Annotated in this window: 10 protein-coding genes; 2 read left to right on the top strand and 8 right to left on the bottom strand. The window is 34.2% G+C overall.

Annotation, left to right across the window (positions count from 1 at the left end; translation table 11 throughout):
- Positions 1-181 precede the first annotated feature (181 nt).
- Positions 182-1,615 carry an S-layer homology domain-containing protein gene (locus I4N53_RS01135; RefSeq protein WP_214495383.1) on the top strand — a complete coding sequence of 478 codons (1,434 nt, stop codon included), beginning with the start codon at positions 182-184 and terminating at the stop codon, positions 1,613-1,615.
- Between the two features lie 22 nt (positions 1,616-1,637).
- Here the strand turns inward: I4N53_RS01135 and I4N53_RS01130 are convergent, their stop codons facing one another.
- From I4N53_RS01130 to I4N53_RS01115, 4 genes are all read right to left on the bottom strand, one after another.
- A complete protein-coding gene (locus I4N53_RS01130; RefSeq protein WP_214495382.1) occupies positions 1,638-3,608 on the bottom strand; it encodes a stalk domain-containing protein in 1,971 nt (656 codons plus the stop codon).
- Positions 3,609-3,688: 80 nt separating this feature from the next.
- A complete protein-coding gene (locus I4N53_RS01125) occupies positions 3,689-4,102 on the bottom strand; it encodes a putative toxin-antitoxin system toxin component, PIN family (protein WP_042834527.1) in 414 nt (137 codons plus the stop codon).
- The gene (locus I4N53_RS01120; RefSeq protein WP_214495381.1) at positions 4,090-4,371 is read right to left on the bottom strand and encodes a type II toxin-antitoxin system Phd/YefM family antitoxin; all 282 of its coding nucleotides are present in this window, start codon (positions 4,369-4,371) and stop codon (positions 4,090-4,092) included. The genes I4N53_RS01125 and I4N53_RS01120 overlap by 13 nt, the downstream gene beginning before the upstream one ends.
- A gap of 394 nt (positions 4,372-4,765) precedes the next feature.
- Positions 4,766-6,367 (bottom strand): CTP synthase, encoded by a 1,602-nt coding sequence (locus I4N53_RS01115; RefSeq protein WP_214495380.1) that lies wholly within the window; start codon positions 6,365-6,367, stop codon positions 4,766-4,768.
- A gap of 356 nt (positions 6,368-6,723) precedes the next feature.
- Between I4N53_RS01115 and I4N53_RS01110 the strand changes: the two genes are divergently transcribed.
- On the top strand, positions 6,724-7,542 hold the full coding sequence (locus I4N53_RS01110) for a histidinol-phosphatase (RefSeq protein ID WP_214495379.1): 819 nt from the start codon (positions 6,724-6,726) through the stop codon (positions 7,540-7,542).
- A 194-nt stretch (positions 7,543-7,736) separates the two neighbouring features.
- Here I4N53_RS01110 and I4N53_RS01105 read toward each other — a convergent pair whose 3' ends face one another.
- From I4N53_RS01105 to I4N53_RS01090, 4 genes are all read right to left on the bottom strand, one after another.
- Positions 7,737-10,226, bottom strand: a complete 2,490-nt coding sequence (locus tag I4N53_RS01105; RefSeq protein WP_214495378.1) for an MBL fold metallo-hydrolase — start codon at positions 10,224-10,226, stop codon at positions 7,737-7,739.
- A gap of 137 nt (positions 10,227-10,363) precedes the next feature.
- Complete coding sequence (locus I4N53_RS01100; RefSeq protein ID WP_255549607.1) at positions 10,364-10,552, bottom strand: hypothetical protein; 189 nt, start codon at positions 10,550-10,552, stop codon at positions 10,364-10,366.
- A gap of 149 nt (positions 10,553-10,701) precedes the next feature.
- Positions 10,702-12,303 carry a phosphoglycerate dehydrogenase gene (gene serA, locus I4N53_RS01095; protein ID WP_013150983.1) on the bottom strand — a complete coding sequence of 534 codons (1,602 nt, stop codon included), beginning with the start codon at positions 12,301-12,303 and terminating at the stop codon, positions 10,702-10,704.
- Between the two features lie 3 nt (positions 12,304-12,306).
- The gene (locus tag I4N53_RS01090; RefSeq protein ID WP_013150984.1) at positions 12,307-13,395 is read right to left on the bottom strand and encodes an alanine--glyoxylate aminotransferase family protein; all 1,089 of its coding nucleotides are present in this window, start codon (positions 13,393-13,395) and stop codon (positions 12,307-12,309) included.
- Positions 13,396-13,527 lie beyond the last annotated feature (132 nt).

The raw sequence follows: 13,527 nt of genomic DNA, 5'->3' as shown, positions 1-13,527 counted from the left end.
ACAAGTCGCACCGATTGCAAAATATCTCCTTTACGAAAGTTTGTCTACAGTCTGAAAACTTAATTTATAATTACAAATATTTCTTTTATAAAAAATTTAATGTTTTGTTAACTTTTTTGTAACATATTTGTGATAATTATGTGATATATTTATGAAAAATTTGTGTGAGAGGTTGGAAAACATGAGTAAAAAAGCGTTAATCATCCTTACAATCATGGTAACAATCGTACTTGCTGTATCAGTTCCAGTTCTGCATTCAAGGGCACAATCTAAAAAGCCATTTGTTCCTATTTTGATGTACCATCATCTTCAAAAAGAAGGTACCTTTGATTCTAAAAAGTATGGTGGTGTAATAATTGACCCAGAAAGATTTGAAAAGCAAATGCTTTACCTTAAAGCGGCAGGATATCACACTATAAGTTTAGAGCAGCTCAGAGATTTTGTACTGTACAACAAGCCTTTGCCACCAAAACCTATTGTAATAACTTTTGATGACGGATATTTAAGCAATTACACGTATGCATATCCTATACTTAAAAAATTAGGAATGAAAGCTGTAATAAATATTATAGTAAGTTATGTGCCAGATGAAGTAAACAAGCAAAAACCCGAAGTTTTTATACCGCATTTTACGTGGCAACAAGCAAAAGAAATGGCAGACAGCGGAGTAATAGAGATTGAGAGTCACACATATGACCTCCATGGTTACAGGTCAAATGATTTTAAGGAAATCCCAATGGTAATGGGACCTGTAATCATTGATGGGCATCTTGAAACAATGGAACAGTATAAAGAAAGGCTTTATCTAGATTTTTTGCGCTCACGAGAAATAATTAAAGAAAAAATAGGTAAAGCGCCTATATGTTTAGCATATCCTTTTGGTTCGGGAAATAAAATAAGCGACGAGATAGCAAAAAAAGTAGGCTTTGAAATGGCACTTGGCATTAAAGAAGGAGTAAATTATTATGGCGATAATATTATGAAGTTAAAACGAATTACTGTGAGGAATTCCGATACAGGTCAAGACATTGTTGAAAAAATAAACAAGTTAAGTAGGGATACAGGGTTTATTCCTTTTTGGGATATTAAAAATATGTGGTCTGAAAAGAATATACTTAGTTCGGTAATAAAAGGGATTTTTGCAGGATATGAAGACGGATCTTTTAGGCCAAACAAAATTATATCTAGAGCAGAATTCGCTTCTTTGATAGATAGAGCATTTTTAAAAGATAAACCGGTATTGCAGCAAGAAATTTCCTTCAAAGATGTTTCTCAAAATGCATGGTACTATAAACCTATTGCAAATATAGTAAATAATGGAATTATGAAAGGATACGAGGATAACACTTTTAAACCTCATAATCCCATAACGCGAGAAGAAGCCATTAGCGTTCTTATGAAATTTTATGAGCCAAAAGAGAATATTGATTTTGCTATTTTTGATCCTGCAGACAAAAATGACATTTCATCATGGGCATATGATTTCATTAAAAAAGCTTATGAGAATAATTTAATAGCTGGTACAAATATAGATGGTAAAATATACATTTATCCTAAAAAGCCTTTGACACGAGAAGAAGCAGCAGTACTATTAGATAAAATAGTGAAGGAGTAGCGAAAAAGCCACTCCTTCATTTTTAATAATTAACAAATACGTCTTTTAATTCATCATTTAGTGTATTCCAAGTATATATTGAATATCCAACTGCATCTTTTGAAGCATCAAGAGCACCCCTTAATTCGTCTACAGAGGGAAGTCCATAGCCGTCATCATAACCGTGCAAAATGACTTCTATGTTGACGTTGTTTCCTGCTAAAAATTGTACTTTTTTAATGGAATCAGATACAAAATTTTTTGCATCATCATAGGTGTAGTTTGCGCTTGATACGTGCCAGTAGTCCATTAAAGCAATTGCATCAAAATATTTTGCCATTGTAGCATAAGGGTAGTTAGGCCTGTATTGAGGCGGATAAGTGATCGCGATAAAAGGCATTCCTGCAGGTAAATTTTTTAAAGTTTGTGTTGCATAGTCTTCTACCATCTTTGAAGCTGTAACTGGATCTTTTTGGGGCAATTCTTCTATATCTGCAGCAATCCCGTCTACGCGATAACCACTTGGGGTAACATAGTTGGCAACTTGAGCCGTCAAAGATGCATCATATGTGGTGTCTTTCAAGTCTGTGTACAGCCATGCTATGACTTTTATTCCAGCTCTATGTGCAGCAGGAAGCAAGTCATCCAGCCATTTTTTCCATTTGTCTGGAAATCCCGCTTTTGATGTAGCAACTTCAAGGTAAATATGAGTTACTCTGGCATTTACAAAGCGGCTTAAATCATTTGCAGTAGGCATCGTAGAATATATACTGTACCATACTCCTTTTCCTGCATATGGTAAAGACGTAAGAGCTTGACCGATATTTCCTCTTGAAGATTGACTGCCACCAGCTGTCAGCGTCCTTCTATCGGAAAGATTATCAGAAGTATCACTCGCTATTTGATTAGGATTGTTATATGCAATTGTAAGCCATCCTGCAATCCAGCCTACTACTCCGTTTTGAAGTTTGACTTTATACCAATCGCCTGATTTGTCAATTACACTTAATATGTCCCCGTTATTGACCTGCGTTATAATGTTATACTGTGTACCTGGGCCTGTCCGTATATTTACTACATCAGCGTTTACCATTAAAGAGGAAGGTAGAGTTGTAATAATCGGTTGTATGTTAATTATCAATTTGCCATCCTGTTGCGCTACGGAATACTCAGCATCACTGCTCAAGGTAATAATTACTCTCACCGTATTAGGAGTAAGCTGTGTCGGAATAACACCTTTTACAACTTTATCATCAAGGGCAAATCCATATACTCCATTTTTTAAAACTGCATTGTTTAGGTCTACAAAAATTGCGTCCTTATTTGGCGATTTTGAAATGTTATAGTTAGAATCTTGAGTTAAAATAATTACACTTCTTGCATCATTCATATTAGTAAATCCTATACTATCTACAGTATACGGTTTGACAGAGGTATCTTGTGTATTTTGATTTGTGGAAGTATTGTTTAAATTAGATTGGGAAGTCTGAGTAGTATTTGAACTTTGATCACTCAATTTTGCAGAAGCAATTTGCGTGTCTGTCCCTGTTTTACTGTCTATATACACAGTGTTTGTATTTTCGTCCCAATTGACGTTATTTTTGAAAGCTTCACTTATAAATCGCAATGGGACATATGTATAGCCATAGTTTACAAGTTTAACAGATGAGTCAAGTTTTACAGGCTTGTCATTTACATAGGCAGTGTCTTTGTAAAAATAGAGGACGATTTTATCTCCATTGTAAGTAATCCACACTTTAGTGCTGTCATAACCTATTTGTGCCCCCATTTTTTCTGAAATAAACCTTACTGGCACAAATACATGATTGTCAATCATGAGGGGCTTCATATTCGGATTTTGTTTTACCCCGTCTATGAGGATATTTATATGTAGGTAATTGTAGGAGATGTTTTTTCCGTCGATGTTATAAGTTTCAGCCGCATATGCAAATGTTCCACTGTAAATTAGAAAAATTAATAAAAAAATAAACAGATACTTTCCCTTTCTTCTCATCGGCCTCCTCCTCTTTTGTTTTTCTACTTCTTATTGAATTTATTGTAATATACTTATGTTACAGTTATATTGCAAAAGGATTACAATATGGTTACAAATTCTTCTGCTTTCACTATTTTAATATTTTTGTACTCTTTAAGTTGAAGCAAATGATTGTCACCTGTGACTATGAAGTCACAACTTCCTTCTAAAGCACACTCTAAGAAAATATTATCTTTTGGGTCTTCTTTTATAACCTCTATTTTTTGTTTTGGATATACAAATAAAACCCAATCAAAAGATAAAAGCCTATTTAGCAAGTCAAGTCTTTTCTCAATAGTGCCAAAAACAGCAAACTTATCTCGTGTCAACACATCAGCATATTCTTCCACAATTTCTTTGCTTACTACCGGGTCAAATTTATTTAAGACCCAGTAATCGATAACTTTTGCAGGATAGCTTTTTTTGCTAATAAAAGCTGAAATTAAAACATTAGTATCAATTACTGCCCGCATTTTCGTGCTTCCTCTATCTCTTTTTGTACGTCTTCTTCAGATAAGCCTGCTGCTTCGGCTTTACTTCTAAATTCGTTTAAAATTTGCATAATCTCTAATTGTTTTGCCTTCTTTTCAAGTTCTTTTAATTGATTGTACATAGAATAACTTATTATAACTCCTTTGGGTTCAGATCGAGAAGAAACTATTATCACATCGCCTTTTTCTACTTTTTCTAAATATTCACCTAATTTGGGTCTTAATTTGTCTACTCCAATGACTTCTTCCATTTGTTTTCACCTCCAGATTAATTTTAAAATTAATTTCTAGATATATTATAGCCTTTTTGTTCATAATTATCAAGTAAAATTTAAAGGCTGGATATTCACCAGCCCTTACAGTTTGTTGACAAAGTTAAAAAATATTCAAAGGAGATATTTTGCATCGTCGCTCCGATGTTCCAAAGCGACAAAACTAAACTCGACCTTCGGGTTCCGGCAGGGTTTCGGGCACATTCGACGTCCTGTCTTAGTGCCCGCCTCCGCCATCCTTGGCTTCGGCCCTGCCTCCACCCTCGGTCTCGCTAAGTTTTGTTGCCGCTTTGTCACAAGTCGCACCGATTGCAAAATATCTCCTTTACGAAAGTTTGTCTACAGTCTGTAAAGGCTGGATATTATCCAACCCTTATTCTTTCTCTTTTAACATTGCTCCTATAAAATCTCTAAATAATGGATGAGGTTTTAAAGGTCTTGACTTGAATTCCGGGTGGAATTGGGATGCCACAAAATAAGGATGGTCTTTTAATTCTATCATTTCAACCAGCCTCTCATCAGGAGAAAGACCTGAAAGTACAAGGCCTTTTGAGGTTAAAAGCTCCCGATATTGGTTATTGAACTCGTATCTATGCCTATGTCTTTCATAAATTAATTCGTCTTTATAGGCTTCATAAGCTTTTGTTCCTTCAATTACTTTGCAAGGATACACTCCTAATCTCATAGTACCGCCTTTTTCATCTATGTCCTTTTGTTCAGGCATGAGGTCTATTACAGGATGGGAAGTATGCGGGTCAAATTCTGTGGAATTAGCTCCTTTTAGTCCTGCTACATTTCTTGCAAATTCTATTACAGCGCATTGCATACCAAGACACAATCCGAGGTAAGGAATTTTGTTTTCCCTTGCATACTGGATGGCCCTTATTTTGCCTTCAATGCCTCTATCACCAAATCCTCCAGGCACCAATATGCCATCTACTCCTTTTAAAAGCATCTCTACTGTCTCATTATTCACATGCTCCGCATTCACCCATCTTATGTTAACAGTGGCACTATGATAAACTCCTGCGTGCTTTAATGCTTCTACAACGCTTATATAAGCATCGTGTAAGTCAACGTATTTTCCCACCAAAGCTACTTCTACCTGTTTTGTGGGGTTCTTTTCTCTTTCTACGTATTCTCTCCATTGTTTTAAATCCGATTGACCAAGAGGCAAATTTAATCTTTTTAACACATATTCATCTACTTTTTGTCTTTCGAATTCCAATGGTACTTCATAAATTGATTCTACGTCTCTATTTTCTATAACCGCTTCTACATTTACATTGCAAAAAAGGGCGATTTTTTCTTTTAAGTCCTGCGTTAGAGAAAGTTCTGTTCTGCATACAATCATATCCGGTTGAATACCTATAGAGCGTAATTCTTTGACACTGTGTTGGGTAGGTTTTGTTTTTAATTCCCCTGTCTTTCCAAGATGAGGTACTAATGTGACATGAATAAACATAACATTGTCTTTACCTTGTTCAATTGCTACTTGTCTTATAGCTTCAAGGAAAGGAAGGCTTTCTATGTCTCCTACTGTTCCGCCAATTTCCGTTATTACCACATCTACATTTTTTTCTTTTGCAACTCTGTATACTCTTTCTTTAATTTCGTTTGTTATATGGGGGATTACTTGTACTGTGGCGCCGAGATAATCCCCTTTTCTCTCTTTTGTAATGACAGACCAGTACACTTTACCTGCTGTTACATTGCTACTTTTGGTAAGGTTAGTGTCTATAAATCTTTCATAATGCCCAAGGTCTAAGTCTGTCTCCGCCCCATCTTCTGTAACAAAAACTTCACCATGTTGGTATGGACTCATAGTACCTGGGTCTATGTTTATATAAGGGTCAAATTTTTGAATAGCAACTGATAGGCCGCGACTTTTTAAAAGCCTTCCCAATGATGCAGCAGTTATTCCTTTGCCAAGAGAGGATACAACTCCTCCTGTTACAAAAATATATTTTGTCATTTTCTCACCTCTTAAGTGTATTATCGTTTTTTTAGACTAATTTTTAATGGCTTTTAACACATAAAAAAATCTCTATTTTGGAAAAATAGAGACTCGTATCCCTTTAAGTTTAGATGGATTTTGTTGAATTTTTACAATACCGCCAGTACATAAAAACACCTCGTAAAAAATAAATACTTATTTATTATATAGGATTTTGAAGTGATTGTAAAGAGGATAAAGCATCTCACCTCACAAATTAAATCAATCATTTTAAATTATTATAACACAAATTGCATTAGTTTTTGCAAAATATTATAATGTTGTAAGATATTAAAATCTTAAACCTTTATCTTATTGAAAAAAGGAGGAAAAATATGGCTGCAGATTATCACGTCCACATAGAAAACGGCCCTTATACTATAGAATGGCTTAAAAAGTTTATAGATTCTGGTTTAAGTAAAGGTCTAGTAGAGATTGGCATTTCTGAACACGGACATAGATTTAAAGAAGGATATAGCGCTTATAAAAGCGACGGTTTCAGAGGCAAATGGATAAAAGATTATATGGATCAAAGCATTTCCGATTATGTTGAACTTATAAAGGAAGCAAAAGCAATGGGACTGCCTGTTAAATTAGGTATAGAAGCAGACTACTTCCCAGGAAAAGAAAAGGAAATAAAGGAATTTTTAGAGCCTTATCCATGGGATTATGTGATAGGCTCTGTTCATTGGATTGAAGATTGGGGTATAGACCTTGAAGAATCTATAGAAGAATGGAAAACAAGAGATGTTGATTCGATTTATCTCGAATATTTTAATATAATTGAAAAAATGGCTAAAACAGGCTTATTTGATATTATAGGACACATTGACCTTGTGAAAATTTTTGGATTTAGGGCAAAGCCTTATACTTTTGATAAAATAAGACGAAATATTAAGGAAATCTCTAAAGCAGGTATAGTAATTGAAGTTTCTACGGCAGGGCTTAGAAAACCCGTAGGAGAAATCTATCCTTCAAAAGAAATAATGGGAATGATCAAGGAATATAATGTACCGATTGTAGTAAATTCTGACGCTCATAATCCTTACGATGTGGCAAGAGATTTTGACAAAGCTTATGCTTATGTAAAATCATACGGGATAAACACTCTTTATTATTTTGAGGGAAAAAAAAGAACACCTTATAATATTTGAAGGAGCAGGAAAGTTTGCTCCTCAGTTTGTGGGCAAAGTTAAAAATTTTTTGAAGAAGATATTTTGCATCGTAGCTCTGATGTTCCAAAGCGACAAAACTAAACGGGCACAACTTCCGGCTATTTAATATATCACTTTGAGGCAAAGCACAGCAAAACTAGCAGTATAGATATCTGAAAAATATCACAAAAATTTTACAGCATTTCTACTTTAAACCCTGTTAAATAGTATAGCTTCTCATTAATTTCTTCTAGCGTTTCTTTCTCGATAGGAGAAGAAGTTACAATTTTTACAATCATGTTGTCTACATATATACTGGGATTTTTCTTTAAAAGAATCCCTTTTTCTTCAAAAAGATTTTTAACTATGTTTATTATTTCAAATTGATTGCAACTGTTGCTTATCCCTATAGGCCATCTTGTCTTTTCTGACAGTTTTTTAATCAGTTCTGTGTACTTTTCACCCACCACTTTTGATATAAATGAAAGCTCAATATACTTAGAACCATCCGAGGATATCTTTATGCTTTTTTTGTAAATTTTATGTGGAAGTTTTGAGAATTCTTCATCAATTATTTTCAAAGCTTTATTTTGCTCCATTCTATCTTCAAAATCGCTATTTGCTATAATAATTTCTTTCTTCTCATTTGGAATTTCCTTTTTATCATTTGCAATTAATAAAGTTAAGCCTGTTTCACTATAAAACTTGTCTTTAACTAGATCTAAATCATTAATTTTTCCTTCTATCTTTACTATAACTTTCTTTTCCATGTTCATATATGAAACTTTTTTTATTAAAACTTCTTTAGGAAGTATTTTTGACAAAATGCTGTTTATTGCTGAAATATTGATATTCTTGTTAAGCTCTATTTTCCAACCTGTTTTCTCTTCAAATTCTTTAAATTTTTCAGAGTATTTTTCTCTTGCTACATCTGGAAAATTGAAATATAAAAGAGCTATTTTTTCTTCAAACCTTGCACCTTTTTTATACAGCCCTGATTCAGGGCCAAAATATTCATCTACGAAGGAAAGCATTTGATTTAGTTCCATTACTTCCTCTTTTTGAAGATTTTTCAATTCATCTTCAGTTACTGCATGATACAAAAACATCCGTTTTTTATCAGGTTCAAAGTATATAGTATTGTTTAGTAATTCTTTCAAGTTTTCAGCGTTAACACCTTTTCCCCAAATTTGTGCTATTTCTTCAAGAGATAATGCCTGTTTTACACCTATTTTTTCAACTATAAATCGCCATAAATCTTTTATATTTTCTTGAGTCAATGCACAATTTTGGTTCATAGAAGGATAAGGCTGTTTCTCAATTTGCTTTCTTGGATTTTTTATGTCAATTTCATAGATGTCACCATTTGAAGGTATGTATACTTCTGACTTTAAGTCTTTTTGAACTTCTTTTCCGAGAAAATTTATTATTTCCGGATCTCCATGAACAAGGAATATTTTTTTAGGGTAAAGACTATTAGCAAGTGCTAGTATTTCTCCCATGTCAGCATGAGCTGACAGGCCAAATTTGTCAATACTTGCATTTATCAATATTTCTTTATCGTCAACTTTAATTTTCCTGTTTTCAGGGCTTTCTTCCATGATATCTAACAGTCGTCGGCCGGGAGATTCTTCATCTTGATAGCCAGTTATGGCAATTAAATTTTTTTCATCCTGTGCAAGTTTTTCAACATACCACTGACTTGGGCCTCCGGTTATCATACCTGAACTTGATAGGATTACACATGATTCTTTTATAATCTCTTCTCTTATTTCAGGCTTTTCAACTTCTATAACATTATCATCAAAAAATATATCATTACCCTTGAAAATTTTTTTAGCAAGGTTTTGCCTTAAATAATTGGGATTTAATTTATAAACCCTGCATACTTCTCTCACCATGCCATCAACATATACTTTTGTTTTTAATAGCCCTTTGTTTATTGCTTTCTTTAAGATAAGTATAATTTCTTGGGCTCTTCCCAGTGCAAATGCAGGTATTATGACTTTTCCACCTTCGCTTATTATAGAAGATACTTTTTCAATAAGCCTCGTTTCTTCTAATTCCCTGTTGGCATGCAGCTTGTCTCCATATGTAGATTCAAATATTGCTACATCCGGTCTTAATTTAGGTATAAAAGCTCCTTCTATGGTATTCTGCCTAAATCCAGAAAAATCGCCTGAATAAAAAATGCTTCCTTCTTCTGAGGTAATATAAACTGAGGCTGCGCCTAATATGTGGCCTGCAGGATATAATGTAACTTTTATTTGTGAATCGGGAAAAGGCGTAAAAGTATATCCCGGTGTATAACAAAGTACCCTATCTAACATATCTTTGACGTGGTTTTCGACATAAATAGGTATTTCACTTTCTCTCTCCATTATTTTTAAGCTGTCGTATAGCAATACTCTTGTTAGGTCTTTTGTAGCATGAGTCATATATATTTTAGCTTGGGGATACATTCTTGATATAATAGGTAATGCACCTGTATGATCCAAGTGGGCATGACTTACTATTATGGCATCAACACCGCCATGCTCTTGAATCAAACGAAAATCAGGAAGATTATCCTTTGTAGATGACATACGTATTCCGCAATCGAGTAATATGTTTTTACCATCAAGATTAATGAGATAACATGAAGCACCTACTTCATTAGCTCCTCCAGAAAATATAGCTTTCATAAAAACCACCTTTTTGAGTTTATTTTGCTAAAGTAAAAGGAGCAAGGAAAACTTGCTCCTTTTTTCATTTATATATACCCCCTCTTGTAGTAAAAGCTCTTACTCTAATAACAAAATCTACGTTGTAAATCTCAATTTTATATTCCATTGTCCTCTATCTTTAATGCCTTTTTTGCTTCTTCTAAAGTTATATATTCTCCCTCGCTTTCTTTTAACAATTTTTCCTCTCCATAGGTCATTTGTTCTACTTCTAAAGCTTTCTCCCAATCGCTAAATTTTTTTATAAGCTCTTTCTTTTTTCTCTTTAAGATACTCAGCAAAGTCAATTATTTCACCAATTTCTTTCTCCGGTAAAAAATCTGTAATTTCATTTAACCTTTTTATTACGCTACTATTTTGCATTTTTATTACCCTAATAAAATTTACTTGTATATATTATATCATCTTTATAATATTCTGACAACAATCTTTATTTCTATATTAACCCCTTTACAGCTCTTGCTTTTATTATACTATTTAATTTATTTAGCGACTCTACCGCCTCATCAGGAATTTCTTTGTCCGTACTTACAATCATAAGGGCAGTTCCATCATTTTTATTGGGGCTTACTTGCATAGTTGAGATGTTTATGCCAAAGTCTCCTAATACATTCCCAATATGACCTATAACCCCTGGTACGTCTTTATTCTTAACAAATAGCATGTTTTCTGTAGGCTCAAAATTTACTTTATGGTCCATATACTCTACAATTCTTATTTCTTCTCCATATGTGGTTCCAGCAAATTGTGTGGTTTTGCCATGAGTGTCTGTAATCTTGAGAATGATAAGGCTTGAATAGTGGTCTATTTCTTCGATTTTTCCTTCTACAATCTCTATTCCCATTTCTTTTGCCCTTAATTTTGCATTTACAACACTTACATCCTCTTCTAATACAGGCTTTAAAAAGCCTTTAAGTGCATAAAGAGTGACAATTTCTGTATTAGTTCTAGAAATCTCTCCTCTATATATCACTTCAACTAATCTAACAGGAGTTTCATTTATTTGATAATAAAGTGCTCCCATGGCCTCGGCTAATCTCATATATGGTTTAAGCTGTGAAAATTCATCGGATTTTACACCTGGTAAATTTACTATGTTTCCGTACAAATTGCCGTTTAAAGCCGAAATTACTTCTTGAGCAATTGATATGCCTATGTTTTCTTGCGCTTCATAAGTCGAAGCTCCAAGGTGAAGAGTAAAGACAACATTTGGCAGTTCAAGAAGAGGATTGTGAAAATCTTGTCGTTCTACATTATATTTGGGCTCTACTTCAAGAACATCCAAACCTGCTGCCGCTACAATGCCCTCTTTTATGGCATTGTAAAGTGCCTTTTCATCAATAATGCCTCCTCTAGCAGCATTTACTATTCTAACTCCTTTTTTCATCTTTTTAAATTCTTTTTCCCCAATCATTTTTTTTGTCTCTTCCGTTTTTGGGAGATGGATTGTTATAAAGTCTGATTGCTGAAGTAATTCATCCAAAGTAACTTTTTCTACTCCGTATTTTTCAAAACGACTATCAGGCATATAAGGATCGTAAGCAATTACTCTCATGTTGAATGCTGCCAGCCTTGCAGCAACAAGGGAACCGATTCGACCAAAACCTATTATACCTACAGTTTTACCATTTAGTTCAACGCCTTTGAATTTATCCCTTCTAAAGTCTCCATTAAGGCCAGCATGATATGCCTGTGGTATATTTCTGGCTATAGCCAGCATAAGACCAACGGTCAATTCCGCTGCAGCAACGATATTCCCAGTAGGAGTATTTACAACAAGGATTCCTTTTTCGGTAGCTGATGACACATCAATGTTGTCAACCCCATTTCCCGCACGACCTATTACCTTTAACTTCTCGCCTTTTTCGATGAGTTCTCTATCCACTTTTGTAGCACTTCTAACAATAATAGCATCATAATTTTTAATAATTCCTAAAAGCTCTTCTCTCGAGATATTAGTTTTCACATCTACTTCAGCGTGTTTTTTAAGATACTCAATCCCACTTTCTGATATTTTTTCTGTGACAATTATCTTCAAGATTTATCCCTCCTTATCTATTGCATCTTTCAACGCCTCAAGGGTTTTAGTAAGCATTTTTTCAGTAACATAACCCATATGGCCTATTCTTATAATTTTCCCTTTTAAAGGTCCTTGCCCTCCTGTTATTAATACCCCATGTTTTTCTTTCATGTGGCTTATAATTTCTGATGCTTTGTATTTTTCAGGAACTTTTATAGCAGTTATTAAATCAGAAGCTATCTTTTCTTCCGGCAGCAGCTCTAATCCCAGGCTCTTTATGTATTCTCTCACTCTTTTTCCATAGTCAGCTTGCCGCTTGTATACATTATCCAATCCCAATTCCAAAAGCATATTTGTCGCTTTTGCTACAGCCATTATTGTGGAAACAGCAGGAGTAGCAGGAGTATCGGGGTTGGGCTTTAAAACGCCTTCTCTTGCTTTTTTCAAGCTAAAATAATATTTTGGAAGATTAGAAGTTTCAGCCATTTTCCATGCTCTTTCACTTAAAGCAACAAAGCTAAGTCCAGGTGGCGACATCAGGCACTTTTGAGAACAAGTTATTACTGCATCAATACCCCACTCGTCCATTTCAAGGGGTATACCACCTAACGAGCTTACAGCATCAACGACAATTGCTACCCCGTATTTATTAGCAATTTTTGCAATTTCTTTTACGTTATTTGTAACTCCTGTGGAAGTTTCATTATGGGTAACTAAAAGGGCTTTGTAATTGCCATTTTTTAATTTATCTTCTAATACGTCAAGGTCTACGGCGTTTCCCCAGCCAAAGTCTTGAAGTTCTGCATCAAGGCCATAAGCTCTTGCTATATCATAAAATCTTTCTCCAAAATAACCTATACTGGCGACTAATACTTTATCTCCCGTGGAAAAAAGATTTGCAATGACAGCTTCCATTCCACCTGTTCCTGATGAGGTCAACGTGATAACTTCATTTTTAGTTTTAAATATTTCTTTTAAATTTTTATTGAGATTAGAAAATAATTCATAAAAATCTTCCGTTCTATGGTGTAAAGGCTGTGCACCCGCAACTTTTTTTACATCTTCCGGCACCATTGTAGGCCCTGGTGTCATCAATATCATTTCTTTCATTTTATCACTCCTTGTTACTAGATGTATATTTAATATGATAAATCAATAAAGTAAAAAATGCAATAGTAAAAAATACATTGTCTGTGTCAAGATTTTGTAGGAAAAAAATTTTTATAACTGACCTCACCGTTA

The organism is Thermoanaerobacter sp. CM-CNRG TB177 (assembly GCF_018588165.1).
Taxonomy (GTDB): domain Bacteria; phylum Bacillota; class Thermoanaerobacteria; order Thermoanaerobacterales; family Thermoanaerobacteraceae; genus Thermoanaerobacter; species Thermoanaerobacter thermocopriae.
This window is presented reverse-complemented; position numbering and strand designations above follow the sequence as displayed.